Origin of the sequence: Erythrobacter sp. KY5 (assembly GCF_003264115.1) — a bacterium.
Classification (GTDB): domain Bacteria; phylum Pseudomonadota; class Alphaproteobacteria; order Sphingomonadales; family Sphingomonadaceae; genus Erythrobacter.
Map to the genome: position 1 here is coordinate 1 of NZ_CP021912.1, position 24,411 is coordinate 24,411.

The following is a 24,411-nucleotide window of genomic DNA, read 5'->3' on the forward strand; positions in this document are numbered from 1 at the left end:
TGTGGATAAGGGTCGTGCCGTTGGGCTCGGCCCTTTTCTTTTGTGACCAATGTGACAGTGGGCGCCGTCCAGAATGTCAAGAAACTCAACGATTCGCGGCCTGAATTACCCAAAATCCCTTTAAATCAGTGACTTGTACGCAAGCCTGCGGGGTTGCGCGGAGTCAACAGATATATTTCGGATTTATTGCAATTCCCCGCTTGCCCTGAGCGCCCAAGAGCTCTTTATTCGCATCTCACCCGGAGCGGGACAGACCGGGTGCCACATAGTTTAGTTGACGGGGGATCCCGGGAGAAAAGTGCTTCCCGGATTGGATCGTTAATGCCTGTCACATGTTTGAAGTCGCACTCCGGGATTCAGGTTCCGGGGACGGGAGAGTAGTGGGGTTTCAATGGTGCACAAGATTGACAAGGCGCGGGCAACGCGTCGCAACGCGGATGATGATTTGATGGAAGATGCCGAAGCCGTAAACCTGGCTGCCGACTGGGCCGACATTAGCCAGGGGCTTCGCAAGGACCTTGGCCACCAATTGCACAGCCAGTGGATCAAGCCGATCCAGGTTGGCTCGATCAACAAGGAAACAGGCACGCTCGACCTGTTCCTCCCCACAGAATTCTCAGCAAACTGGGTGAAGGACCGTTTTCACGATCGCCTTCAGCTGGCCTGGAAAATCGTGCGCGGCGACGTGCGCAATGTGAACATTCAGGTTCATCCGGGTCGCCGCCAGTTGCCTGAACTACGCATAGACGATGGGCGCCGTCCGGCCAATGACGGTGCGAGCGCGATTGCGGTCGCCGCCGGAACGATTGGCGATGCAGGCTTCACGTCCAGCGTCGGCCTTGACCCTTCGCTCACCTTTCAGGCCTTCGTCACCGGCGAGGCCAACGTGCTTGCCTGCAACGCCGCGCAGCGCATGGCCGCGACCGAGCAGCCGCAATTCTCGCCGCTCTATCTCAAGGCCGCGACCGGACAGGGCAAGACGCACCTGCTCCACGCCATCGGCCACGCTTTCCTGCAGGCTCACCCGCGTGCACGTATCTTCTACTGCTCGGCAGAGCGGTTCATGGTCGAATTCGTTCAGGCGCTCAAAGCGGGCCAGATGATCGAGTTCAAGGCACGACTGCGCAGCTTCGACCTGCTGCTGGTGGACGATATCCAGTTCATCATCGGCAAGGCGTCGGCTCAGGAAGAGCTGCTTTACACGATCGATGCGCTGCTCGCCGAGGGCAAGCGACTGGTCTTTGCCGCCGATCGCGCGCCGCAGGCACTGGACGGTGTCGAGCCGCGCCTCCTCTCGCGCCTTTCGATGGGCCTAGTGGCCGACATCCAGGCCGCCGATATCGAGCTCCGAAAGAAAATCCTCGAATCCAAGCTCTCGCGCTTTGCGCCGCTTAGTGTTCCCGAGGACGTGATCGACTTCCTCGCCCGCACCATCACGCGCAATGTTCGCGAGCTGGTGGGCGGTCTCAACAAGCTGATCGCCTACGCTCAGCTGACCGGACAGGAAGTGTCTCTGCAACTCGCGGAAGAGCAGCTCACCGATATCCTGTCGGCCAACCGCCGCCGCATCACCATCGACGAAATTCAGCGCACGGTCTGCCAGTTCTATCGGATCGATCGCAGCGAGATGAGTTCAAAGCGCCGCGCGCGCGCCGTGGTTCGTCCGCGTCAGGTGGCGATGTATCTGTCAAAGGTGCTGACCCCGCGCTCCTACCCGGAGATCGGTCGCAAATTCGGTGGCCGTGACCACTCGACCGTCATCCACGCCGTGCGCCTGATCGAAGATCTGCGCCAACGCGATGCCGACATGGATGGCGATGTCCGCAGCTTGTTGAGGCAGCTGGAAAGCTGATCTCAACTCCACTGGCGGTGCACTCCCGGTCAACGGCATGTGCACCGCCAGACCAGCCTCGGCCAACAGCTTGACCACAGCCTTATCCCATCGGCTGCCCACAGACTTGTGCGCAGCCTATTCACATGCGCTCCACAGCCTGCCAACAGGCTATCCATGAGCTTGTCACCTGCAAGGCTGGACCGTTTCGCGCGCCACATAGTGCTTCCCGAGATCGGCGGCGCGGGTCAGGTGGCGCTATCTCAAAAGCATGTTGCGGTGATCGGTCTGGGCGGGATCGGCTCGCCTGCGCTGCAATATCTGGCAGGCGCTGGCATCGGGCGCTTCACACTGGTTGACGATGACATTGTCGATGTCTCGAACCTCCAGCGACAGACCATTTTTACGCAGCGCGATGTCGGGCACGGAAAGGCCACCAGCGCGCGGCGATGGCTTGCAAATTTCGACGATGCGCTGGACGTGAATTTGAGCGACAGCCGGGTGAGCGCGGATAACGCTGCTGCCCTGCTGGACGGGGTTGATCTTGTGCTCGACGGCACGGACAATTTCGCGACCCGACTCGCGGTATCGGATGCCTGTGTGAAGGCAGGCGTACCGCTTCTCTCAGCTGCGGTCGGGCGGTTTCAGGGGCAGGTCGGCGCGTTTGCCGGACACTTGCCTGACCAGCCCTGCTATCGTTGCTTTGTCGGGGATGCCTTCGATGCCGAGGACTGTGACACCTGCGCCGAAGACGGAATGCTGGGGGCAATGGCAGGCTGGGCCGGCAGCTTTGCCGCAATGCAGGCGGTGCGGGTGCTGCTGGAAGGGGTAAGCCGTCTGGGCGACCCGATGTGGGGCAAGCTGCACATTCTCGACGGGATGAAGCCGGGTCTGCGCACGCTCAACATCGCCAAAGACCCCGCCTGCAAGGCCTGCGGCTAGCCGCGCTACCAGCCGCGTTGCTTGCGCTCGTTCAGTTGCTCGATAGTCGATGGCCGGTCGACATTGGGGTCAGGTCGGCAAATTTCGCCCGATCGCGTCTTCTCGCAAATCCTGCCTAACCGGTCGCGGCCCGGCTCCGGCGTGTCGAGCGCGAAATAGAGGAGCACGAGCACGCCCGGAATTCCGGCGGCCAGCATTTTGAAGCCAATCGATGCGCCCATCCCGCCGCTTGCCACCCTTGCGGCATTGCGGCCCGTCACCCCTTCGCTGACCTTGCGAGCGCCACCAAATGCGAGCGCGCCGCCAAAGATGATGAGAAGCACCGGCAGCGCGACGACAGCAATCATCGTTGCGAAAATCATGTCGCCATCGATCAGGCAGCGCGTGCTGAAGCAGTCCGTCCAATACCAGACGAGATAAGCATAAGGCGCGGTGAAGGCGCCCAGCAGGATGACAGTCCTCATCGACATGGGCACGCATTCTAGCGTGATTTGGTTAAGTCCCGGTTCCCGGCCCGCTTCGGCGGCTGTCCCGCCCCTAGTAATCGTGCCCCGGGTTCTGGCGCTTCAGCTTTCGCAACAGGCCGGGCCAGACGAGGTTATCGCCCATCCCCGGCGTAAAGGCGGGCCTGGCCTGCTCAAACACGCGTGCGGCCATGGCCTCGCTCTCCTCTACCAGACCAGCGTCGCTGCCGACGGCCTGCGCGAGGATTTGCGTCTTGCAGCTGTTTTCGAGCAGGTACATCCGCAGGAAAGCGAGCGCGCAATTGCGGCCAATCGTCAGCGTGCCGTGATTGCGCAGCATCAGCAGGTTCTTGTCGCCAATATCGGCCACCAATCGCTCGCGCTCATCAAGGTCGAGCGCGATGCCCTCATAATCGTGATAGGCCAGATCGTCGTGCACCTGCATCGCGAACTGGGTGTAGCGGCGAAGACCATCCTTCTGGACCGACACTGCGACGCCGTAGGGCGTGTGGACGTGGATTACGCAGCCGGCATCCTCGCGCGCGGAGTGCACCGCGCTGTGGATCGTGAAGCCCGCCGGATTGGTGAAATAAGGCGTCTCCTGCTGCGGCACACCGTTCATGTCGATCTTGACCAGCGAGGATGCCGTCATCTCTTCGAACATCACGCCATAGGGGTTGATGAGAAATCGTTCCTCGCCGTTTTCGTCCGGCAGGCGTGCAGAAATGTGGGTGAAGACCAGGTCGGTCCAGCCGTACAGGGCACACAGGCGATAGGTCGCCGCAAGCTCGCAGCGCAATTGCCATTCCGCGTCCGAGACCTTTCCTTCGAGGCGGTCGACCTTGGTGGGATCGGGAATGTCGAAATTCTGCGCGATCGCCATCGTGCCTTGCTGAGGCTGTTGGTGTGCGGTGGCCATTGTCTGTCTCCCTCAATCTCTCGATTCGCTTCACAAAGCGAAGAATCACGCGTCTACCCTAGCACCTCGTCGACCCATTGCGGGACCAATTGTCCGGCCGGGCCGTGGCGCGAAGTGGCGAAGAAGTGGCTGCCTTCGCTCGGCTCAAGGTTCAGCTCCAGCGTCTCCGCTCCGAATGCGCGCGCTTCCTGCACGAAGCCAGCGGCAGGATAGACCGCTCCGCTTGTCCCGATGCTGACGAACAGGTCGCAGGTGGCAAGCGCGGCGTAAATGCGATCCATCTGGTAAGGCATCTCACCAAACCACACGACGTCCGGGCGCAAGGACGGAGCCTTGCAAACGGGGCACGCGGGGCGCTGTCCGTCTTTGGCTGACATCGGCGCGTCCCAGCGCGAGCGTGTCTCGCAGGACTGGCACAGCGCGCTCTTCAATTCGCCGTGCATGTGAAGCACGCGGGCGGACCCGCCACGTTCGTGCAGGTCGTCAACATTCTGAGTGATGAGCAGCAGTTCGCCCGAAAATTCTGTCTCCAGCCGTGCAAGCGCATGGTGCGCGGGGTTCGGATCGACAGCCGCCAGCGCCTCACGCCGCGCATCGTAAAAACCGAGCACGAGATCGGGGTTGCGCGCAAAGCCTTCGGGCGTCGCGACGTCTTCGATGCGGTGCTGCTCCCACAGACCGCCTTCGGAACGAAAGGTGTCGATGCCGCTTTCGGCAGAAATGCCCGCGCCGGTCAGGACCACGATGGAAGTTGGAGTGTCAGCCATGTGGCCGGAATGTTTACCAAATCGGCTTACCACGCAAGGCCAGTATGGCGATCCCGGTGCCTCCCCACTACCGCCCCGACATTGACGGGCTGCGAGCGCTCGCGGTTTTGCCTGTGCTCCTTTACCATGCTGGCCTCCCCGGTTTCAGCGGCGGTTATGTCGGGGTCGACATGTTTTTCGTCATCTCGGGCTTCCTGATAACAGGCATAATCGTTCGGGAAGTCGACACCGGGACTTTTTCCATCCTCGACTTCTATGAACGCCGCGCGAGGCGAATTCTGCCAGCGCTTCTGGCCATGATCGCCTTAGTCCTGATCGCCGCGAGCTGGCTGTTCCTGCCAGGCGACCTTGAAAGCGTCGGGCCGTCGGCTCTTGCAGCTGTGTTGTTCGTGGCCAATGTCTGGCTGTTCACCGAAACAGGCTATTTTCAGGCCGATGGCGAGACGACCCCGCTGCTCCACACCTGGTCATTGGGGGTCGAAGAGCAGTTCTACATCGCCATGCCGGTCGCCATAATCGTGATTGCGCGCACCATGCCGGAAAGGCGTAACGCGTTGCTTATGCTGGCAGCGATGATCAGCTTCGTCTGGGCGGTCGTGAAACAGGCGGACAGCGATGGTTTCGCCTTCTACATGCTGCCGACGCGCGCATGGGAATTGCTGGCCGGTTCGCTGCTGGCGCTAGGCATTGTGCCGCAGATCAAGCGCCGCTGGCTGGCTGAGGTCGTCTGCGCTGGCGCTCTTGCTCTCATCGCCCTTTCGGTTGTCATTTACGACAAGGCCACCGTCTTTCCGGGCGTCGCCGCACTCGCCCCGGTGATTGCCGCAGCCGCCCTCATCCACTGCGCGCCGGGCACGTGGACCGGCAGGCTCCTTTCGCTCAAGGGTCCTGTTGCAATCGGTCTCATCAGCTACTCGCTATATCTGTGGCATTGGCCGCTGATCGTGTTCTGGAGCTATGTGCAGAGCGATAAGCTAACCATCGTCGATACGGTGGGTCTGATCGCCGTCTCTCTCGCAATCGCATGGGCAAGCTGGCGCTTTGTCGAACAGCCTTTCAGAAACAAGTCGCGCTTCCCCGCGCAGCGCATCTGGCGCTGGAGCCTTGGGGGCATGGGCCTCGCCGCCGCAGCATCGGTTGCCATGATCGCGCAGGGAGGTTGGGAAAGCCGGTTTGAGCCCGGCACCTTGCGCTATGCAAAGGCAAGCGAAGATCACAGTCCCCTTCGCGGCGAGTGCATTGCCGATCGGGTCCGCGACCATTCGCCTGCCTGCACTCTGGGCACGCCGACAGAGGCGCCGGACACCCTGCTATGGGGCGATAGCCATGGGGTAGAACTGGCTTATGTCCTCGGAGAGCAGGCTGCCCTTCGCGGTGAAGCGCTTGTCCAGCGAACGCGCGGCTCGTGCCCGCCGGCGCTTGGATATGACCCGGCGCGCGATCCCCGATGCGCGCCGTTCAATCAAAGCGTGCTCGACGAAATCGCAGCAACGCCATCGCTGCGGACCGTCTTCCTCGTCGGCTATTGGGAGCAAGGCCCCTATCGCCGCGCAGGGGTGGACGCGCTTATCGACGAAACGGTCGAAGCCATTCATGCCCTGGGGCGCGACGTAGTCCTAATCGGGCCCGTTCCGACACAGCCGGTGGCCGTACCACGACTGCTTGCCCTTCACGGGGAACAGGCAGGCACCGCGCCCGCTTCGGCCTTTCTTCGCCGGGTCAGCTACTTCACCGCGCGCTACCCCGAGTGGCGAGCGAGAGGGGTGACCATCGTCGACACGAGAGATATTTTCATCGATGGCGAGCAGACGGTCATTCTTGCGAGCGGCAAGCCGCTCTATTACGACGACAATCATCTGAGCCTCGCCGGAGCGCGCCGCCTGCTGGAGCATATGCCCTAGCAGTTGACGCCCTCACCCCCGTTACGAGGCCGCAGCTTACGCAGACGAGGACGGATCGATGGCAGACTTCGCAGTGATCGGACACAAAGGCCGCATGGGACAGGCGTTGGCCGACGCAATCGAGGAGCGCGGGCACAATATGTGTGTCGGTGTCGATTTCGGCGGCGAACCGGGCAAGTTGGTCGCGAAGTGCAACGTCATCGTCGATTTTTCGGCGCCCGATGCGCTTGAGGCCAACCTCACGGCAGCAAAGAACGCGGGCGTTCCGATCCTGATCGGGACCACCGGGCTTGAGCCTGCACATTTCTCCGCCATCGACGAAGCAGCTGCAAAAATCCCCGTGCTTCAGACCGGCAACACTTCGCTTGGCGTGACCCTGCTCGCCGCGCTTGTGCGCGAGGCGGCAACGCGTCTGGGCGAAGACTGGGATATCGAAGTGCTTGAGATGCATCACCGCGCGAAGGTCGATGCCCCTTCCGGAACGGCAAAGCTTCTGGGCGAGGCAGCGGCCTCTGCGCGCGGGATCAACCTTTCAGACAATATGGAGAGCGGACGCCACGGCTATACCGGCGAACGCGGCGAAGGGCATATCGGCTTTGCAACCTTGCGCGGCGGCACGGTCGCGGGCGAGCACAGCGTCATCTTTGCCGGCAATGAAGAACGCCTGACCCTCTCTCACTCAGCCGAGAACCGCATGATCTTCGCGCGCGGCGCGGTGCGCGGGGCCGAATGGTTGATGGGCAAGGAGCCGGGGCGCTATTCGATGGAGGACGTGCTGGGGCTGTAATCCGCGCCGGCACGATAGAGGGGAAGCAAATAATGACATTCGATCCCGAGGCCGCCACGCGCGACCTTATGAGCACGCTTACGGCTGAAGAGCTGGAACTTGCCCGCGCTTACACAACCGGCAATCATTGGCTGATCCTCACCGGCCTTGTGGTGAGCGCGCTGGTTACATGGCTGATCGTGAAGAGCGGCGTCCTCGACTGGGTGTTCTCTAAGGTCAGTGAGAAATGGCAGAACCTGCGAGTCTTCGTTGTTGCGCTTGTTTTTGCAATTGTGAGCAGTCTCTCGTCCTTGCCCTACTCGGTCTACACCGATTGGTACCGCGAGAGCACCTATGACCGCACCAGCCAGCCGCTCGGCGATTTTCTGGCGCAGGGCACGCTCGGCATGGTCATTTCGAGCGTGCTGCTCTCGTTGCTTTTCGTTGGGGTCTATGCGCTGATCCGAAAGACGGGAAAGCTCTGGTGGCTGTGGTCGGGCGGGCTTGTCGCTGCCTTCACCGCGCTGGCGCTCGCCTTCCTGCCGCCGCTGATCGAGCCTCTGTTCAACGAGTTCGAGCCGATCCCCGAAGGCGAGGTACGCGATGCCGTCCTCGCGCTGGGGGCCGAGGCCGATATCCCGCCAGACCGCATCTTCATGTATGACGGCTCGCGCCAGTCGAACAACTTCACCGCCAATGTTTCGGGGATCGGCGGCTCGGCACGCATCGCGATATCCGACGTTGCCATGGGAGAGGCTTCGCTCGACGAGGTGAAGGCGGTGACCGGCCATGAGATCGGGCACTACGTGCTTGGCCATGTCTGGCGCTCGATCTTCGTCCTGAGCGTGATGGCGGTGCTGATCTTTCTCCTCACCGCGAAGACTTATGGCTGGTTTGCGCGCAGGTTCGGCAGCTCGGCGGAGCTTTCCGACGTGCGCGGGATCCCGGTGTTGCTCTTCGTCATGGGGCTGTTCTTCACGCTCGGCCAGCCGGTGACCAACACCATGACCCGCATCGGCGAGCGCGAGGCGGACGCCTATTCGCTGCGGACGGTGAACTTGCCTGATGCCCTTTCGATGGCGCTCATCAAGACCGCCGAATACCGCTATCCGCTGGCGGGCGATCTTGAGGAGGCGATCTTCTACACGCACCCCACGGTCCAGAACCGCGTGCGAGCGGCGATGGAATGGAAGGCTGAGAATTTGGACACGAGCGAGGCCGAGTGACCTCAAGGGTATGACAAAAGACCAGATCTTTGAATTCTTCCGGCGACTGGCCGAAGACAATCCCGAACCCGAGACCGAGCTGGAATACGGCAACGCCTATCAGTTGTTGGTCGCGGTTGCCCTGTCCGCGCAAGCGACCGACGTTGGCGTCAACAAGGCGACGCGGGCTCTGTTTGCGCGGGTTGAGACGCCGCAGCAGATGCTCGATCTGGGGCTGGATGGCCTGATTGGCCACATCAAGACGATCGGCCTGTTCAACTCCAAGGCGAAGAACGTGATCGCCCTGTCGCAATTGTTGATCGATGATTATGGCGGCGATGTTCCCGACACGCGAGACGACCTCGTGCGGCTACCCGGAGTGGGCCGCAAGACGGCTAACGTGGTGCTCAATTGCTGGTTCAAGCAGGAGACCTTCGCCGTCGACACCCATATCCTGCGGGTTGGCAACCGCACAGGCCTCGCCAAGGGCAAGACGCCGGAGGCAGTCGAGGCGAAGCTCGAAAAACGAGTGCCCCAGCCCTTCCGCCTGCACGCGCATCACTGGCTGATCCTGCACGGGCGCTATGTCTGCAAAGCGCGGACGCCGGAATGCTGGCGGTGTCAGGTGGTCGATTTGTGCAGCTTCAGGAAGAAAGTGCTGGTGAAGCCGAAGAAGCGTTGATAGCCTCTAGATCGGGGCGGTAGGCAAATCTGAAAGGATACCTGAATGGCCCTCTTTTCTCGTCCATTGGTTACCACCACTCTTGGCATTTCGACCGCCGCTTTACTTGTGGTTGTCGCTGGCGCAAGCATATCAGGATCATATCGACCGATCACGACGCAGCTGAAGACGTTGGAGGGTCCGTTGGCATTCAAAGTGGCAGGAGAGCCGCGAGAGTGCCTCGCGAACAACGAGCTTACCTTGCTTCCGGTTAATGAAGAACTGATTCTTTTTCATGGAGAAGACCAGGTTTTCGCGAATTCTGTACGATTGGGCTGCAACAAAGTGGCACTGAGTGGCGAGCAGCCCGTCCCACGAATTGAGGCGCGTGTTTGCGCGGGCAGCACCGTACAGTTAGCGGAACGAGGCGGAGGAGATAGCCTGACTGTCTGCCACCTCGGAACATTTACACCGGTGGAACTGGTGTCAGGCGATTAGGCCAACAAACTAGACATCATCCGCCGAAATCAACTCGGCCCGATCAAGCTCACCAGTCATCGCCGCCACAGTCGTCGCCACCGCTGCGTCGCCTGATACGTTCGTGGTGGTGCGCATCATGTCCATGATCCGGTCGATGCCTGCCACCAGCGCGATAGTCTCAAGCGGCACACCGACCGCGCCGAAGACCAGCACCATCATGATCAGCCCCGCCCCGGGAATACCCGCTGCGCCGATGGCTCCCAGAGTGCCGAGGATCGAGATCAGGACATAGTCCGCCATGTCGAGCTGAACGCCGAACACCTGCGCGCCAAACAAAGTCGCAAGGCCCAGATACATCGCCGTGCCGTTCATGTTGATCGTCGCGCCGAGGCTGATGACGAAGCTCGCGACTGAATTGGAAACACCAAGGTTGCGCTGGGCGCAGCGCAGGGTGACAGGCAGTGTCGCGTTTGAACTTGCGGTCGAATAGCTCACCGCAATCGCGTCAACGATGCCGCGGAAGAAGTCGATCACGGGCAGCTTTGCGATGAACTTGATCATGCCGCCATAGATCAGCCCGATGATGAGCAGACAGCCGACATAGTTCAGCACCACGACAATGCCGAGCGCTTGCAGCGCCTCAAATCCGAGCGTTCCCGCCACCCACGCCATCAACGCAAAGACGCCGAACGGGGTAAGCTCCATCACCACCATCGTGACCTTCTGCATGACGACAGAGCCGCTCTCGAAAATCTTGAGCACCGGCTCGCCATCTTCCTTGGCCATCAGGATGCCGATCCCGATCAGTAGCGAGAAGATGATCAGCGGAAGGACATTGACGTCGGCCATCACCTGTACTGGGCTCGATGGCACCATCTCCAGGATCATCTGCTGGACCGTCACGCCGTCTTCCTGACGCGATTGCGCGCGTTCAAGCGCCGCTGCATCAAGGTTCATGCCCGAGGCATCGAGACCGGCTCCGGGTTGGACAATCGTACCGATGGCGAGGCCGAGCCACACGGCCATCTGCCCGGTCACGACGAACAGCAGTAGCGCGCGCCAACCGACGCTTCCCAGTTTGCGCAGGTCTCCAATGCTGGCGACACCCGCAACGAGGCTGAAGAAGATCAGCGGGACCACCAGCATCTTGATGAAGGCGATGAAGATGTCGCCGATGATCTTGATGCTCGCGGCGCCCGGCCCCCAGATGTAACCGACGATGATGCCCAGAACGAGCGCACCGATAACCCGCTGCCACAGCGGAATTGCAAACCAGGCTCTCATGTGCGGCTACGCCCCTTCGTGTTCTGTTTTCAACGCCAACGCCCCCAGCGCCGCGCGTGTGTAGATGCGGGTTAGCGTATCGAGGTCGGGTATGGCCACCGCCTCGTCACGCTTGTGCATGGTTGCGTTGCACAGGCCAAACTCGATCACCGGGCACATGGCGCGAAGGAACCGCGCATCGGACGTGCCGCCGGTCGTCGACTGCTCGGGCTTCAAGCCTGTCTCAGCCTCAATTGCCTCGGCCAGCATGTTCGAAAATGCGCCGGGCTCGGTAAGGAATGGCTCGCCCGAAATGATCGGCAGGGCGCTGCCGCCGTGCTTTTCGGCGATCGCGGCCACTCGCTCGGACAGGCTCGCGCCAGAATGCAGGTCGTTGAAGCGGATCGAGATGCGCGCCTTGGCCTTGGCGGGGATGACGTTATGGGCTCGGTTGCCCACTTCGATATCGGTGATCTCGAGGTTCGATGGCTGGAACCAGTCGGTCCCGGTGTCGAGCGTGAGTGCGTCGAGCTCGGCCAGCATTGCGACCAGCTTGGGGTTGGGATTGTCGGCAAGGTGCGGATAGGCCACGTGACCCTGCGTGCCCTCCACTGTCAGCCAGATATTGACCGAACCGCGCCGCCCGATCTTCATCATGTCGCCGAGCCGGTCGACACTGGTGGGTTCACCGACCAGACACAGGTCAGGCTTGATACCTTCTTCGTTCATGTAGTCGATAAGAGCGCGCGTGCCGTGCAGCGCGGGGCCTTCTTCATCGCCGGTGATTATGAAGCTGATCGTGCCGGCATCGCGCGGCACATCGGCAACGGCTGCGACCATGCAGGCGATCGAGCTCTTCATGTCGACCGCGCCGCGACCATAGAGCAGCTCGCCGCGCTCTGTCGGTTCGAAAGGGTCAGAGGCCCAGCCATCGCCCGGCGGGACCACGTCGAGGTGCCCTGCAAAGGCGAAATGCTGGCTGCCTTCCGGCCCCTTGCGGATCGCGAACAGGTTCTCGACCGGGGCCTCGTCGCTGAACTCTTCGCCCTCGCCGCGTTTGAAGCGGTGTACCGAAAAGCCCAGTGGTGTGAGCATCGCTTCCATCGCATCGAATACGGAACCGGTGGCGGGGGTAACGCTGGGCTCGGCAATGAGCCGCTTGGCGTAATCGAGGGCATCACTCATAGTGCCATCGCTAGCAGGAGAAGCGCCCAATGCCCAAGCTCGATCTTGAAGCGATCCCGCAAACCAACGCAACAGGCTATCCGCCGCCCTTCGATGCGGAGGTCGAAGGGCGCTGGTATCGCAGGCTCGCACCGGCGGCGGGGCTTACCCAGATGGGCGCGAGCCATGTCGAGCTCAAACCCGGCGCCTATTCCTCGCAGCGGCACTGGCACCGCGTCGAGGACGAGCTGGTGATCATGCTGTCGGGCGAAGCGGTACTGATCGAAGACGAGGGCGAAACCGTGGTCAGGGCGGGCGACGTGCTGTCCTTCGCGGCGGGTGTTGCCAACGGCCACCGGCTTCACAATCGCAGCGACACGTCGTGCTTCTTCGTAGCCATCTCGGCAGGCGATGCCGATGCGGATTCTGGCGAGTATCCCGATATCGACATGGTGTTCGACGCCGAGGGTTACGCGCGCAAGGACGGCTTACGATACGATGCCCGGCGCACTGCGTGACCATACGTCCTGAACTGCCGCGCTGATGGACCTGATCGGTTTTGCCCTTGCGGTGCTCCTCATTGAGCTGACGCCCGGACCCAACATGGGTTGGCTGGTGGCGCTGACGCTTTCGGAAGGGAAGCGATCGGGCCTGGCCGCGACGTCGGGCATCGCCTTGGGGCTTGCAAGCAACGCCGCGCTGAGCGTGCTGGCGGCGAGTTTTATCCTTCGCCAGAGCGACACTATCGCGAAGGCCATTTCGCTTGCCGGCGCGGCGATGATGGCGTGGCTTGCCTGGCAGGCATGGCGCGATGCGGGGGAGAGCTCACACGCGGTCACGCCTCGCGGCGCGGTGCAGCGCAATGCGCTTGCCGGGTTCGGGATCAACCTGCTCAACCCCAAGGCCACGCTGTTCTTCATCACGGTTATGCCGCAATTCATCGCCGGAGGCAGGCCGAGTTATTCGCAGGGTCTCGTCATGGCTGCCTTGAGCGTTTCGGTCGCGACCGCAGTTCATCTGGCGCTCGTATTCGGAGCGGAGCGCACTCGCCCGCTGCTCCAGTCGCATGCGGGCGCAAGACGTGTGAGCCGCCTTCTCGCGCTGCTGATGCTCGGGGTCGCGGGGTGGTTCGCCGTAAAGGCGTTTGCCTAACGGCGCTCGGGCTCCGGCAGAGGACCGGGTTCGAAAGCGCTTTCGATAAGCTGCGCGATGCGGATGCCGGCCTGTTGGACGCGGCGCTTCGCGATAGGCACACCGCGCACGATATCGTCCTGTGTGAGCGCGGTTTTCATCGGCAGATCGGTCCCGCAGACATCATCGGTATCGAAGGCGGTCGGATAGACGAAGACGCGTGAGATTTCCCAGCTTTCACGCCCCCATTCATCAGGATTGCCGCCGCCCAGTTCGGCGCGCTCGGCCACGCTGTATCGGCGCACCACGGGATCGGCGGGGTCGCTGATTGCGCGCTCGGCAAGTGGCCCGTCCCAGATCCAGTGCAGGTTGAGGCTCGGCACGATGCCATAGTCGGCCTCGCGGTCGTTGCCGCCGCGATCGCTCTTGTCGCCCGAATGAAGCGGCATGTGCACATCGCCTGCGAAGTGGACCATGAAGGCAAGCGCTTCGAGGCGCACATTGGCAGGCAGGCTCTCATCGGCAAGCACGCGGTGCGCGCGCTCGATCTGCCCGGTTACGCAGGCGCCGCCCGGACAGTTCGCTCGCGGGTTGAAGGCCTCGCAGATCGGCGCGGTTCGGTAATGCCAGGCAGCCGTGTAGCCCCAGCGCCAGAAGTCGCGGCGGATACAGTCGGGCCAAACGCTCGCATCGCGCAGGTTCGACAGGCCGCAATCGGGCGTTCCGATCAGCTCTTCCGCCGCAAACAGCGCGCGCAGCTTCGCTTGCGACCGGGGCGAGAGGTTCGCCTCTGCAATCTCCGCCGTCTTGCGGTGCGCGTAGAAACCCCAGGCACTCGCCGGTGTAGGCAGCATCAGCGCAATCGCGCACAGGGCCAGGATTACGTGCCTCATCCCACGGTCTCGTACTGCTCGATAACCCATTGCTCGTCTTCCGAAGCGCCAACCCATGCCTGCATCCAGTCATGCTCCCAGATTGCCTGCATGTAACTTTGCGCAAAGCCGGGCACGCCGATGCCGTAGGTGAAGAAGCGCGAGACGACCGGAGCGTAGAAGATGTCGGCCGCGCCGAATGTGCCGAACAGGAACGGCCCGGCATTGCCATGGCGGGCGCGCGCTTCGGCCCAGAGCTGGAGGATGCGCACGACTTCGCTCTTGGTCTGGTCCGACACGTTTTCGAGCTTGATCCGGCGGCGCACATTCATCGGCATTTCGCCGCGCAGCGAGGCGTAGGAGGAGTGCATCTCAGCGACCATCGAACGCGCCATGCCCCGCGCTGCCTCATCCTTGGGCCAGAAGCGGTCGCGCCCGACCTTGTCGGACATGTACTCCATGATCGCCAGGCTGTCCCAGATGACATTGTCGCCGTCCCACAGGATCGGGACCTTGCCGCTGGAGGGCTGGAAGTCGTCCGACTGCTTCTTTTCCTGCCAGTGCTCGCCCAGGATCGGGACGGTGATCTCTTCAAAGCTCAAACCCGATTGCTTGGCCGCGAGCCAGCCGCGCAGCGACCAGCTTGAGTAGTTCTTGTTTCCGATGATGAGTTTCATGGCTTTTCCGGCTCCACCAAGCGTTCCCCGGCGCTTTAGGCGTTCATCCTCACGGCGTCTACGCTGAATGGTGGACCGCATGTTACACGGTTCAGGGCCAAAAAAGACTTCCGGCCAATGCTCGCGCAAAAACGCCTCTGCTGCGACGCGTTCGGGCGAAGGCGGACGGGCTGGACGATGCGGTTTGGACATAACCTTCCAGCCTGTGACAGATCGCGCCGATGTAGGAAAATCTGGCCAAGACCGCGGCGTTGCGTCAATATTGCGCCATGACATTGCCCCCGTTTCACCTCGCCTTTCCGGTCGATGACCTTGCCGCCGCACGCGCCTTTTATGGCGAGATGCTTGGCTGCCGCGAAGGGCGGTCCTCGGATGAGTGGATCGACTTCGATTTTCACGGGCACCAGATCGTTGCGCACCTTGCGCCGGGCAGTTCAGGCGACCGGGCCAGCAATCACGTCGATGGACATGGCGTGCCCGTTCCGCATTTCGGGCTGGTGCTTGCGATGGACCAGTGGGAGGCGCTCGCGGAGCGGCTGCGCGCGGCGGGCACGCGGTTCGTGATCGAGCCAACGATCCGGTTTCGCGGAAAACCGGGTGAGCAGGCCACGATGTTCCTGCGCGACCCCGCCGGTAACGCGCTCGAATTCAAGGCGTTTGCCGATGCGGGGCAGTTATTCGCGAAATGAGGGGCGCTGCGTCTAGCCTGCAAAAATCGACGCAATATCATCAAGCGGTTGGTTCAGAATCGACGTGTTAATCTGGACCGGCAAGGCGCCGTTGCTCCATTCGTGAAAGTAAATTTCACGGGCGGCGGCCCGCGTCAGGATCGCCTTTGCCTGATCCTCACTCATCAGGATGTGGTGCACGTTGGTCCCCATGCCGCCAACCGGCGCTCGAAGCGAATAGCCTGATGCCGAGATTGCGCTGAGCAGTTCCTCACCCCTCGTCCATGCCGCTTCGTAGTCCTGACGAAAGCTCTTCAATCCATCGAGGGCAGGCAGCGCTGCGACCCAGCCATTGAACAGGGTCGATCCATAAATCGCAGCTTGCCTGCGAATGGTTTCGATGTGCCCGGCACTGCCCGCAAGCACGGCACCGAACGGCGCTCCCAGATATTTGTAGAGCGAAACATAGACCGTATCGAAAGGAGCGACATAGCCTGCGAAATCAAAGCCTGGCGGAGCAAGCAAGAGCCGCGCCCCGTCGAGATGCAGCCGCGTGCCGTATTCGCGCGCTTTCGCTGCGATACGTTCAATGTCGGCGAACGGGATCATCTGCCCATCAATCCGCCGGATCGGACTTTCGAGCGAGATCGCGCCTATGGAAACCGGGCGAGGGCCGCGTGTCGCGATGTCAAACGCTTCGTCCAAATCTGCTGTGGTGGGTGCGATGCGGCCCTTGGGAAAAGGTACGAGCGCTATCTCTCCAAGTGTTGGCAGGGAATCGTTTTCATCGCGAAATACATGACTGTCATGGAGGCAGAGCGCGCGGGGATTGGGCCCGCACAGTGTCTTGACGGCGAGGTGGTTGGCCAGCGTCCCTGTCGGCAGAAACACGCAGGCCTCTTTGCCAAGCAATGAGGCAAAGGCCTGTTCGAGCTCGCCAACCGCGCCGCCCTCCATGTAGATATCGAGCGCACCATTATACCGCGAAGTGAGCGCTGAAAGCTCGCGCGCGAATTCCTCCGGCTCCTTGAAGGCGGTGTCGTTGGCGAGAAATACTGCGCGGCTCGCCGATTGAGCTGACGCCTGCGATGGAGCGAGCATCGCGCCGGCAAGTGGAGCAGCGGCAAAGGCGGCGGGGCCGGTAAGAACCGTACGTCTGTCGGTTCGCATAGTCCCTCCCCGTCCAAGTGTTCCTAGCGTGTCGGAAAAGAAACGGCGGAGCACAGGGCCCCGCCGCTCATCTTTACCCTATCCTGCGCGCCCCACCATGTCCTCCTGAAGCGTGCGACCGGCTAGCAGGTAATGCAGCGCTGCCCAGCCATAGAGGCATACGAAGATCACGATCGACCATTGCAGCCCCTCCGCCTCGCTTGTGGTGCAAGCCTCCAACGCCTGAAGTTCGCCGCCGCTCAAAGCAGCGCGCGCCTCGGGCGCGAGCGCAATCAGCGGCTTGCACGCCTCGAGCGTTAGCGCCAGACCATATCCATCGAGGAACATCGTCTTGAGCACGGTCGACAGAATGCCGATCAGCAAGGGGCCAAGCCCGTATCCGATCAGGTTCACGACAAACAGCGTGATCGCCACCGCGGTTGCCCGCATGCGGCTGTCGACGACGCCGCCCGACACCGCATACATCGGCCCAAGATAGGCGTAGTGGAGCGTTGCCGCCGCCATCAGCGCGGGCATGGCGAGCCACAGATTGTCCATGAGATAACCGAAGGCATAGAGCGGCACGGAAAGGCCCATGCCCACTGCCGGCAACCATGACAGCGCAGTAGGATAGCGCGAGGCCAGTTTGTCCGACAGCCAGCCTGAACCAAAGACGCCAATGGCCGCCATCAGGCCAAGGATGATACCGAATAGCAGCGATGCGTCCTGGATCGTCAGTCCATGCGTACGAATGAGGAAGCTGGTGGTGAACTGCGCGACACCATAGCCGACGAAGGATGCAATCGTCGCGCCGACGACGACGTGGACATAGGCGGGCTTCTTCATCAGCACTTTGAGCGCTTCGCCAAAGCTCGCTTTTTCAAGGCCCTGTAACGCTGCGGGATCGGTGTATCCGCGTGGAGGTTCGGTAATGCTTCGCCACACGACGAATGCCAGCAGAATGCCGGGCAAGCCGACGACGACGAAGGCGATGCGCCATCCCTCGACCGTGCTCCAGTCAAGGTCGCCGAACAATCCGCCCAGCCCGATCGAATTGATCCACGCTCCGAACTCGGCTCCGTCAAGACCGGCCAACTGGCCACCAAACAGCGAGGCGAGCATCCCGCCAAGCGGCACGCCGAGCGCATAGATCGAAACCGCAGTGGCTCGGCTGGATGGCTTGAAATAGTCCGCGATCAGCGATTGCGCCGGCGGTGTGCAACCCGCCTCGCCGATGCTGACGCCCACGCGGAACAGGAACAGCATGAGAAACGACGCCGCAAAGCCGCAAAGCGCCGTGAACAGGCTCCAGATGGCCACCGCTGCGGCGATGATTACAACGCGGTTGTAGCGCTCTGCCGCGCGCGCAATCGGGATGCCCAGAAAGGTGTAGAGAAACGCGAAGGCCGGACCGCCGAGAAGGCCCATTTGCCAGTCCTCAAGCCCGAAGGTGAGCTTGATCGGCTCGGTCAGGATGTTGACGATCGTGCGATCGATGAAATTGAATATGTAGACGATCAAAAGTGCGGTCAGCACATAAGCCCGGTAGCCCGGCGTCCCGAAACCATCAGATCCCGCGTGAGCCGTCGGCTGCGCCGCCACAGTCGCTTGCGCCATGTATATTCCTCTCCATCGCGACCTGCCTGCACGCGTGCACCGGTTCGGTCCGGTCAGCAATGCGGAGGGGCGCTTTATCTAGCGCGCCACTGTGTTAGCTTTTGGAGGAAAGGTAAAGCGCTGGAATTGGCGCTTTCGCACAGTTCGTCGAGCGCGGTTCAACCAGCATCGAACCAGCTCTCGCCCAGCGCATCTGCGACAAGCGCGGCCCTGAGCGCTTCGATGCCCATGCCTTTTTCACTGCTGGTGAGGTGGAGTTCGGGAAAAGCGGCGACGTGCTTTCGCGCTTCGTCGGCGACTGCGTTCGCCACGCGCTCAAGCTCGCTTGCCTTGATCTTGTCGGTCTTGGTCAGGACGACGCGATAGCCGACGGCTGCCTCGTCGAGCATTTTCATCATGTCGCGGTCAACGTCCTTGAGGCCATGACGGCTGTCGATGAGCACGAGATTGCGCGCCAGCACCGCACGTCCGCGCAGGTAGCTTTTGACGAGGTTCTTCCAGCGGTCGACCACTTTGACCGGGGCCTTGGCAAATCCGTAGCCGGGCATGTCGACGAGGCGGAACAAGGGCTGGCCACCCGGCTCACCGCCGACATCGAAGAAATTCAGCTCCTGCGTGCGCCCCGGCGTCACCGATGCGCGCGCGATCGACTTACGACCCGTCAAGGCATTGAGAAGCGAGCTCTTGCCGACATTCGAACGCCCGCAAAAGGCGATCTCCGGGCAGATCGGGTCGGGCAGGAATTTGAGCTGCGGCGCGGACAGCAGGAAGTCGACCCGGCCTGAGAACAGGCGCGATGCGGCGCGTTCGCGGCGCTGGATTTCGCGCTGCTGTTCTTCGAACGTCATAGGCTGGCTCAAGCCTCGCTCTTCTCGGCCTGCTCGCGGGCCTTCTTTTTCGCCATCTCGGCCTTCTCCTTCTCGGCCGCCGCCTTCAATTGCGGGTGACGTGAGTAGAGATAGCTTTGCTGAGCCAACGTCAGGAGGTTCGAGGTAACCCAGTAGATCAGCAGGCCCGCAGCAAACGGTGCCATGACGAACATCAGGAACCACGGCATCAGGTTGAAGATCTGCTGCTGCACGGGGTCCATCGCGCTCGGGTTGAGTTTGAAGGTAAGCCACATCGTCACACCCAGAAGCACGGCAAGAATACCGATGCCAAGGAAACCGGGCACGTCGTAAGGCAGAAGGCCGAACAGGTTGAGGATCTTCGCCGGGTCAGGTGCGGAAAGGTCGCTCATGTAGAGGAACGGCTCGTGCCGCATCTCGATGGCGAGGTAGAGCACCTTGTAGAGCGCGAAGAAGATCGGGATCTGGATGAGGAGCGGCAGACAGCCGGCGAGCGGATTGACCTTCTCCTCCTTGTACAGTTCCATGATCTTTTGCTGCTGGGTCTGCTTGTCGTCCTTGTAGCGCTCCTGGATGGCTTTCATCTTGGGCTGGACGGCCTTCATCTGCGCCATCGACGCAAACTGCTTCTGCGCAATCGGGAACAGCAGACCGCGGATGATGACGGTCAAGAGAATGATCGCGACGCCGAAATTGCCGACGAGGCCGTTGAGCGTGCGCAGCAGCCACAAAAGCGGCTTTTCGAACCATTCGAACCAGCCCCAGCTGATCGCCTTGCCGAAATAGGTGATGCCGGTATCTTCATAAGCGTCGAGGACCGCGCTTTCCTTGGCGCCTGCAAAAAGCTGCGTGCTCTTGGTGAGCGATCCGCCAGCCGGAACCGTCTGGGCATCATAGATCATGTCGGCCCGGAACAGCTGGTCGCCCAGTGAGCGCCAGCCTGCGGCGTCGGCCTGCCCCTCACCCGGGATCAGGGCGCTCGCCCAATAATTGTCGGTAAAGCCGAGCCACGAAACCGCGCCCGCCGGATTGTCGCGGCCAAGCTCGGCGAGCTCATCGTAGGAATTGGGGTCGTACAGGGAGCCATCGAACACGCCGGTGGGGCCGGCATGGGCAATGAACTGGTCAGGAGAAGCGGTCTCGCTGGTGCGCTTGATGAGCGCGAAAGGCTGAACGATGGCAGCATTTTCCGAACCGTTTTCGACCGTCTGCTGCGCCGTGATCATGTAATTGTCGTCGATCGAGAAGGTGACGCGGTAGGTGATGCCGTTCTCATCGGTGCGCGACAGAGTGACCGGCGTTTCAGGGGTCAGGCTTTCGCCATCGGCTTCCCAGATCGCGCGGCTCGACATGCGCTGACCGCCCACGACAAAGCCGAATTCGGCGAAATGCTGTTCGTCCGTGCGGTCGGGCGCGAAGATGCGCACTGGATCGCTGCCGTCTTCGGTTGTCTCGTCGTAATCCTTGAGCACAAGATCATCGACGCGCGCGCCGACGAGGTTGATCGAACCGGCAACGCGTGGCGCATCGATGGTGACGCGCGTTTCGCTCGCCAGCTCGATGTCGAGATCAGCGGGTCCGGTAGCCTGATCGCCCTCGCCCAGATCGCCCGGCGTGCCCGCACTCGCAGGAGCCGCCGGATCAGCGGAGGCAGGGTCGCTGGCCGCGCCCGACATGATTTCGCTTGGGGCGGGCACGTCGGATTGCGGGTAGAAGTACCGCATGCCGATGTCCCATCCGAGAATGAGTAGGCCCGAAAGCACCACGGCGAGCAGGATGTTGCGCTGGTTGTCCAAGATTATGCCCTAGCGAGAAACCATTTGAAGTGTGTTATGTGGGTATGACAGTCCGTATTTCCAGCCCTTCGAGGGACCGCTTAGCCCCTCATGGAACCGGATCATGACCGTGACCTCCCCATGGATGGCAGCGCCCTAGCCGCTTTGCGGCGAGCCATCCACCCTTGAGAGCGCCATATTTACCTAAAGCCTCAATCGCATATTGGCTGCAAGAGGGGGAATAGCGGCAAGTGGGCGGCAATATCCGCGACGGGCCAAGCTGCCAGAAACGTGCAATGAAGATAAGCACATGCTTCATCTGCGCTTATTCCCGCGTCGGGGTCGGCGGCCACGCGGCGTATCGCCTTTGCCCTCCTGTGCCCGGTTCAGCGCTGCGTGAAGCTCCTCGACCATTGTTGAATAGTCGCGCTCAACCCCGCCAGAACGCCCGATCAGAACATGGTCGTGATTCGCAAGCCCGCCTTCAGGAAGTGCGGCACGAAGAAGCTCGCGAAAGCGCCGCTTCATCCGGTTGCGAACCACCGCATTGCCGATCTTCTTCGTGACCGTGATGCCGTAGCGCATGCCCTCGCCATCGTTCGGACGCGTCAAAAGCACGAATCCCGGCTTGGCGTTTCGCAAACCTTTATTGGCCGCGACAAAGTCAGCGCGTCTGGTGATTACGGTGGGCATTGACGATGGCCTATACCATGCTGATCGGACGGGCCGAACAGTTTGGCAGGAATGCAAACGGGCTCCCGAAGGGAGCCCGCAAGCGCGACTGCGCGCCGCCGCTCATGCGGCGAAAGCCAAGCGGGCCGGATGGCCCGCGCCCGGCGCCTGAGGGCGCCGAAAGAATTAAGCGCTGAGCTTCTTGCGACCGCGCCGGCGGCGTGCACGGATGACCTTGCGGCCGCCCGGGGTTGCCTTGCGCGCAAAGAAACCGTGCCGACGGGCACGCACGAGATTGCTGGGCTGGAAAGTCCGCTTCATATCGTCCTCGAATAACTGGCTGGAAGCTGCTTGCGGGAGGGTGTCCCATCCACGGATCGCGGCGTCCAAAATGCGGCCGGTTGGTGAACCAGCCAAATCTGAAGGCGCGCGCCTATGGGAAAGCGCGAGGAGAGTCAAGGCGCGTGTCGATTCGCGCGAGCGCAAAATGCGCACTTGCGATCAGCGGCAAATCGATTGCGGTCACATCGAGATAGGCGATCTGCGGCTGTGGTGCCTGCTCGGGGCGCAACCAGAAGCGCATGTCGTCAGCGACGAGCCAGAGCGCGGTGCGGTGCGGGACGGAATTTGTCATGGCGTAGAATTCATGCGCGCGGCGTTCGCTCATGCCCATTTCGACGTAGTAATCGAGATAGAGCCTGTGCGCAGGATCACTGGCTGCAAAATCGTCGGCCTCGCGCCCATGATTGTCGAGCCACGAATGGACTGCGAACTGCGCACCGTCATCGACCTGCCGGGTGACACCTGCAAGAAACAGCTCGACCGCGCCTGAACGGACCGAGCCGCCACGCGGCACGTGGGTCGACAGGCCCGCTGCGCGAATGCGGCGGCCAACCGCGAGATTGGCGATGTCGTTGGTGGTCCCCGGCGCCTCGACCATCTCAAGCGTTTCGAGCTGCGGGAAGTCGTGCATCATCGCGTCGAAATGGCGCGGCGTAGAACTGTCGGTCGAACCGACCATCTTAACCCGGGTCTCGCTGGTGACGACAAATGGACCGTACTGCGCAAGCATCCGCGGCGAAGTGCGCGGCGTCGCTGGAAGAGCATAACGTGCAGCGGAACGCGCTTCAGCGACCTTCTGGCCATTTACAATGGTACCATTCACGATCGTGGTAGTGATGGTGGGCATCGACGCCTTGTCGAATTGCCCGGCGTCCGCTTCGACCCGCACCCATCTGCGCGCAACCGGGTCCCATTCCTCGATCCAGCTCTCGGTCGCCACCGTGCGGGCGCTGCCGAACTGGGGTGAGACGGAATGCTGCGCCGATGCGGGCGTTGCAAAGACCAGACCGGCCATGGCCAGCTGAAGAGCGGCGAGCAGAAAGGCAATCCGTTTCATGCTCCATGGAGTAACCTTGCCGGGGTTCAGGAAGTGCCAAGGTTTATGCTTGCGAAGTCCTTTCGCATTCAAACCTATGTAACGAACAAGCTTCTGTTTATAATTGACAATCCCATTTGCGGCGTTCGCTGCGTAAGCGTGCGAGACTTACGGGTGTTAACCGGCCCATGCCTCTCGACAAAGGCGCTCAAGCCATCCAAAAGGCCCCCAGGTGCACCGTGTAAACTGGGGGTCGTTCGTGGTCGCGCTTGTCCAAACCGTTGCTTATCTCGGGCTTGAAGCCCGCAAGGTCGAAGTCCAGTGCCAGGTGGCCCCGGGACTGCCGCGCTTTTCTATCGTGGGCCTGCCCGACAAGGCGGTGAGCGAGAGCCGTGAACGCGTACAGGCAGCGCTTTCGGCGATGGGGCTGGCGATGCCGCCCAAGCGGATCACGATTAACCTTTCACCCGCTGACCTGCCCAAAGACGGCTCGCATTTCGACCTCCCCATTGCGCTTGCATTGCTGGCGGCGATGGGTGTGACCGATGCCGAACAGCTCGGCGACTGGATCGCGGTTGGAGAACTCTCGCTCGACGGACGCGTGGTCGCATCGCCCGGCGTTCTGATCGCCGCGCTCCATGCAAGCAGTCAGGAATGCGGGCTTATCTGCCCCGCGAGCCAGGGCGCCGAGGCCAAATGGGCGAGCGGCGTGCCAGTGCTCGCCCCGCGCGATCTTGCATCCTTGCTCGGTCACCTGAAAGGCACGCAGGTTCTCGCAGAGCCGACACGCGGCGAAGTGGAAGAGGCGCCAGCCGTCACCGATCTCAAGCAGGTGAAGGGCCAGGAAACCGCCAAACGCGCGCTCGAAATCGCGGCGGCGGGAGGGCACAACCTGCTGATGATCGGGCCGCCGGGATCGGGCAAAAGCCTGCTCGCCTCCTGCCTTCCCGGCATTCTTCCCGAACTCTCGCCATCCGAGGCGCTCGAAGTGTCGATGGTGCAGTCGGTCGCCGGGCTGCTCGAGGCAGGACGCATAAGCCGGGCGCGCCCATTTCGCGCCCCGCACCATTCGGCGAGCATGGCAGCGCTGACAGGAGGGGGTGATAAAAGTCACGGCAAACGAGATTCCGTGTCAGGAACGGTGAGATTCTCACCCGTCATGGCAAAGCAACCTACGAAAAGCTATTCAATATAAGTAGCTTATTCGATCAGGCGGATTTCCGCAGATTTTCTTACCGAACAGCGGATTTAGCAATCTCGT

Annotated in this window: 24 protein-coding genes and 1 pseudogene; 10 read left to right on the forward strand and 15 right to left on the reverse strand. The window is 61.7% G+C overall.

Going from position 1 to position 24,411, the window contains the following annotated elements:
* Nucleotides 1-391: 391 nt before the first annotated feature.
* Nucleotides 392-1,852, forward strand: coding sequence for a chromosomal replication initiator protein DnaA (gene dnaA, locus CD351_RS00005; protein WP_111990734.1), 1,461 nt, complete (start codon nt 392-394; stop codon nt 1,850-1,852).
* 156 nt (nt 1,853-2,008) lie between these two features.
* A complete protein-coding gene (locus CD351_RS00010; RefSeq protein ID WP_174214210.1) occupies nt 2,009-2,773 on the forward strand; it encodes a HesA/MoeB/ThiF family protein in 765 nt (254 codons plus the stop codon).
* A 5-nt stretch (nt 2,774-2,778) separates the two neighbouring features.
* Here the strand turns inward: CD351_RS00010 and CD351_RS00015 are convergent, their stop codons facing one another.
* From CD351_RS00015 to CD351_RS00025, 3 genes are all read right to left on the reverse strand, one after another.
* Nucleotides 2,779-3,243, reverse strand: coding sequence for a hypothetical protein (locus tag CD351_RS00015; RefSeq protein WP_111990735.1), 465 nt, complete (start codon nt 3,241-3,243; stop codon nt 2,779-2,781).
* 67 nt (nt 3,244-3,310) lie between these two features.
* Complete coding sequence (locus CD351_RS00020) at nt 3,311-4,156, reverse strand: class II aldolase/adducin family protein (RefSeq protein WP_111990736.1); 846 nt, start codon at nt 4,154-4,156, stop codon at nt 3,311-3,313.
* A gap of 53 nt (nt 4,157-4,209) precedes the next feature.
* Complete coding sequence (locus CD351_RS00025; RefSeq protein ID WP_111990737.1) at nt 4,210-4,923, reverse strand: NAD-dependent deacylase; 714 nt, start codon at nt 4,921-4,923, stop codon at nt 4,210-4,212.
* Nucleotides 4,924-4,967: 44 nt separating this feature from the next.
* On the opposite strand from CD351_RS00025, the gene CD351_RS00030 reads away from it, so the two are divergent.
* From CD351_RS00030 to nth, 4 genes are read left to right on the forward strand one after another with little or no spacing between them, the layout of a single operon-like run.
* Nucleotides 4,968-6,824 carry an acyltransferase family protein gene (locus tag CD351_RS00030; protein WP_111990738.1) on the forward strand — a complete coding sequence of 619 codons (1,857 nt, stop codon included), beginning with the start codon at nt 4,968-4,970 and terminating at the stop codon, nt 6,822-6,824.
* A gap of 58 nt (nt 6,825-6,882) precedes the next feature.
* The gene (dapB, locus tag CD351_RS00035; RefSeq protein WP_111990739.1) at nt 6,883-7,611 is read left to right on the forward strand and encodes a 4-hydroxy-tetrahydrodipicolinate reductase; all 729 of its coding nucleotides are present in this window, start codon (nt 6,883-6,885) and stop codon (nt 7,609-7,611) included.
* A 32-nt stretch (nt 7,612-7,643) separates the two neighbouring features.
* Nucleotides 7,644-8,816 carry a M48 family metallopeptidase gene (locus tag CD351_RS00040; protein ID WP_111990740.1) on the forward strand — a complete coding sequence of 391 codons (1,173 nt, stop codon included), beginning with the start codon at nt 7,644-7,646 and terminating at the stop codon, nt 8,814-8,816.
* Nucleotides 8,817-8,826: 10 nt separating this feature from the next.
* Entirely contained in the window at nt 8,827-9,477 is a 651-nt protein-coding gene (gene nth / locus CD351_RS00045) for an endonuclease III (protein WP_111990741.1), read from the forward strand.
* 486 nt (nt 9,478-9,963) lie between these two features.
* Here nth and CD351_RS00050 read toward each other — a convergent pair whose 3' ends face one another.
* Nucleotides 9,964-11,220: a dicarboxylate/amino acid:cation symporter gene (locus tag CD351_RS00050; protein ID WP_111990742.1), complete on the reverse strand. Its 1,257-nt coding sequence runs from the start codon at nt 11,218-11,220 to the stop codon at nt 9,964-9,966.
* Between the two features lie 6 nt (nt 11,221-11,226).
* Complete coding sequence (gene dapE / locus CD351_RS00055) at nt 11,227-12,384, reverse strand: succinyl-diaminopimelate desuccinylase (protein WP_111990743.1); 1,158 nt, start codon at nt 12,382-12,384, stop codon at nt 11,227-11,229.
* Nucleotides 12,385-12,413: 29 nt separating this feature from the next.
* On the opposite strand from dapE, the gene CD351_RS00060 reads away from it, so the two are divergent.
* Together CD351_RS00060 and CD351_RS00065 are read left to right on the forward strand one after the other, a co-directional pair.
* Nucleotides 12,414-12,881, forward strand: a complete 468-nt coding sequence (locus CD351_RS00060; RefSeq protein ID WP_111990744.1) for a cupin domain-containing protein — start codon at nt 12,414-12,416, stop codon at nt 12,879-12,881.
* A 25-nt stretch (nt 12,882-12,906) separates the two neighbouring features.
* Nucleotides 12,907-13,515, forward strand: coding sequence for a LysE family translocator (locus tag CD351_RS00065; protein ID WP_111990745.1), 609 nt, complete (start codon nt 12,907-12,909; stop codon nt 13,513-13,515).
* On the opposite strand, the gene CD351_RS00070 is transcribed toward CD351_RS00065, so the two are convergent.
* Together CD351_RS00070 and CD351_RS00075 are read right to left on the reverse strand one after the other, a co-directional pair.
* Nucleotides 13,512-14,387 carry a S1/P1 nuclease gene (locus CD351_RS00070; RefSeq protein WP_111990746.1) on the reverse strand — a complete coding sequence of 292 codons (876 nt, stop codon included), beginning with the start codon at nt 14,385-14,387 and terminating at the stop codon, nt 13,512-13,514. The two genes, CD351_RS00065 and CD351_RS00070, sit on opposite strands and share 4 nt — an antisense overlap.
* Nucleotides 14,384-15,043 (reverse strand): glutathione S-transferase family protein, encoded by a 660-nt coding sequence (locus tag CD351_RS00075; RefSeq protein ID WP_111990747.1) that lies wholly within the window; start codon nt 15,041-15,043, stop codon nt 14,384-14,386. The genes CD351_RS00070 and CD351_RS00075 overlap by 4 nt, the downstream gene beginning before the upstream one ends.
* 269 nt (nt 15,044-15,312) lie before the next feature.
* On the opposite strand from CD351_RS00075, the gene CD351_RS00080 reads away from it, so the two are divergent.
* Nucleotides 15,313-15,732: a VOC family protein gene (locus tag CD351_RS00080; protein ID WP_111990748.1), complete on the forward strand. Its 420-nt coding sequence runs from the start codon at nt 15,313-15,315 to the stop codon at nt 15,730-15,732.
* A gap of 12 nt (nt 15,733-15,744) precedes the next feature.
* Here CD351_RS00080 and CD351_RS00085 read toward each other — a convergent pair whose 3' ends face one another.
* The 8 genes from CD351_RS00085 to CD351_RS00120 all read right to left on the reverse strand — a co-directional run bounded on the left by CD351_RS00085 (nt 15,745) and on the right by CD351_RS00120 (nt 23,171).
* Nucleotides 15,745-16,881: a low specificity L-threonine aldolase gene (locus CD351_RS00085; RefSeq protein ID WP_111990749.1), complete on the reverse strand. Its 1,137-nt coding sequence runs from the start codon at nt 16,879-16,881 to the stop codon at nt 15,745-15,747.
* A gap of 78 nt (nt 16,882-16,959) precedes the next feature.
* Complete coding sequence (locus CD351_RS00090; protein ID WP_111990750.1) at nt 16,960-18,477, reverse strand: MFS transporter; 1,518 nt, start codon at nt 18,475-18,477, stop codon at nt 16,960-16,962.
* 158 nt (nt 18,478-18,635) lie between these two features.
* Nucleotides 18,636-19,325, reverse strand: coding sequence for a ribosome biogenesis GTP-binding protein YihA/YsxC (gene yihA, locus CD351_RS00095; protein ID WP_111990751.1), 690 nt, complete (start codon nt 19,323-19,325; stop codon nt 18,636-18,638).
* A gap of 8 nt (nt 19,326-19,333) precedes the next feature.
* Entirely contained in the window at nt 19,334-21,121 is a 1,788-nt protein-coding gene (gene yidC / locus CD351_RS00100; protein ID WP_111990752.1) for a membrane protein insertase YidC, read from the reverse strand.
* An 88-nt stretch (nt 21,122-21,209) separates the two neighbouring features.
* Nucleotides 21,210-21,419, reverse strand: coding sequence for a membrane protein insertion efficiency factor YidD (gene yidD / locus CD351_RS00105; RefSeq protein WP_111990753.1), 210 nt, complete (start codon nt 21,417-21,419; stop codon nt 21,210-21,212).
* Nucleotides 21,416-21,793 carry a ribonuclease P protein component gene (rnpA, locus tag CD351_RS00110; protein WP_111990754.1) on the reverse strand — a complete coding sequence of 126 codons (378 nt, stop codon included), beginning with the start codon at nt 21,791-21,793 and terminating at the stop codon, nt 21,416-21,418. The genes yidD and rnpA overlap by 4 nt, the downstream gene beginning before the upstream one ends.
* A gap of 165 nt (nt 21,794-21,958) precedes the next feature.
* Nucleotides 21,959-22,093 carry a 50S ribosomal protein L34 gene (gene rpmH, locus CD351_RS00115; RefSeq protein ID WP_111993492.1) on the reverse strand — a complete coding sequence of 45 codons (135 nt, stop codon included), beginning with the start codon at nt 22,091-22,093 and terminating at the stop codon, nt 21,959-21,961.
* A gap of 112 nt (nt 22,094-22,205) precedes the next feature.
* Nucleotides 22,206-23,171 (reverse strand): alpha/beta hydrolase, encoded by a 966-nt coding sequence (locus CD351_RS00120; RefSeq protein ID WP_111990755.1) that lies wholly within the window; start codon nt 23,169-23,171, stop codon nt 22,206-22,208.
* A 238-nt stretch (nt 23,172-23,409) separates the two neighbouring features.
* Here CD351_RS00120 and CD351_RS00125 point away from each other — a divergent pair.
* Nucleotides 23,410-24,258: pseudogene (locus CD351_RS00125) on the forward strand (YifB family Mg chelatase-like AAA ATPase); the annotation flags it as partial.
* Nucleotides 24,259-24,411: the final 153 nt, after the last annotated feature.

Bases quoted from the DNA above. Each gene is read 5' to 3' on its own strand.
- dnaA (WP_111990734.1), top strand. From the start codon at position 392: ATGGTGCACAAGATTGACAAGGCGCGGGCAACGCGTCGCAACGCGGAT.
- CD351_RS00010 (WP_174214210.1), top strand. From the start codon at position 2,009: ATGAGCTTGTCACCTGCAAGGCTGGACCGTTTCGCGCGCCACATAGTG.
- CD351_RS00015 (WP_111990735.1), bottom strand. From the start codon at position 3,243: ATGTCGATGAGGACTGTCATCCTGCTGGGCGCCTTCACCGCGCCTTAT.
- CD351_RS00020 (WP_111990736.1), bottom strand. From the start codon at position 4,156: ATGGCCACCGCACACCAACAGCCTCAGCAAGGCACGATGGCGATCGCG.
- CD351_RS00025 (WP_111990737.1), bottom strand. From the start codon at position 4,923: ATGGCTGACACTCCAACTTCCATCGTGGTCCTGACCGGCGCGGGCATT.
- CD351_RS00030 (WP_111990738.1), top strand. From the start codon at position 4,968: ATGGCGATCCCGGTGCCTCCCCACTACCGCCCCGACATTGACGGGCTG.
- dapB (WP_111990739.1), top strand. From the start codon at position 6,883: ATGGCAGACTTCGCAGTGATCGGACACAAAGGCCGCATGGGACAGGCG.
- CD351_RS00040 (WP_111990740.1), top strand. From the start codon at position 7,644: ATGACATTCGATCCCGAGGCCGCCACGCGCGACCTTATGAGCACGCTT.
- nth (WP_111990741.1), top strand. From the start codon at position 8,827: ATGACAAAAGACCAGATCTTTGAATTCTTCCGGCGACTGGCCGAAGAC.
- CD351_RS00050 (WP_111990742.1), bottom strand. From the start codon at position 11,220: ATGAGAGCCTGGTTTGCAATTCCGCTGTGGCAGCGGGTTATCGGTGCG.
- dapE (WP_111990743.1), bottom strand. From the start codon at position 12,384: ATGAGTGATGCCCTCGATTACGCCAAGCGGCTCATTGCCGAGCCCAGC.
- CD351_RS00060 (WP_111990744.1), top strand. From the start codon at position 12,414: ATGCCCAAGCTCGATCTTGAAGCGATCCCGCAAACCAACGCAACAGGC.
- CD351_RS00065 (WP_111990745.1), top strand. From the start codon at position 12,907: ATGGACCTGATCGGTTTTGCCCTTGCGGTGCTCCTCATTGAGCTGACG.
- CD351_RS00070 (WP_111990746.1), bottom strand. From the start codon at position 14,387: ATGAGGCACGTAATCCTGGCCCTGTGCGCGATTGCGCTGATGCTGCCT.
- CD351_RS00075 (WP_111990747.1), bottom strand. From the start codon at position 15,043: ATGAAACTCATCATCGGAAACAAGAACTACTCAAGCTGGTCGCTGCGC.
- CD351_RS00080 (WP_111990748.1), top strand. From the start codon at position 15,313: ATGACATTGCCCCCGTTTCACCTCGCCTTTCCGGTCGATGACCTTGCC.
- CD351_RS00085 (WP_111990749.1), bottom strand. From the start codon at position 16,881: ATGCGAACCGACAGACGTACGGTTCTTACCGGCCCCGCCGCCTTTGCC.
- CD351_RS00090 (WP_111990750.1), bottom strand. From the start codon at position 18,477: ATGGCGCAAGCGACTGTGGCGGCGCAGCCGACGGCTCACGCGGGATCT.
- yihA (WP_111990751.1), bottom strand. From the start codon at position 19,325: ATGACGTTCGAAGAACAGCAGCGCGAAATCCAGCGCCGCGAACGCGCC.
- yidD (WP_111990753.1), bottom strand. From the start codon at position 21,419: ATGAAGCATGTGCTTATCTTCATTGCACGTTTCTGGCAGCTTGGCCCG.
- rnpA (WP_111990754.1), bottom strand. From the start codon at position 21,793: ATGCCCACCGTAATCACCAGACGCGCTGACTTTGTCGCGGCCAATAAA.
- rpmH (WP_111993492.1), bottom strand. From the start codon at position 22,093: ATGAAGCGGACTTTCCAGCCCAGCAATCTCGTGCGTGCCCGTCGGCAC.
- CD351_RS00120 (WP_111990755.1), bottom strand. From the start codon at position 23,171: ATGAAACGGATTGCCTTTCTGCTCGCCGCTCTTCAGCTGGCCATGGCC.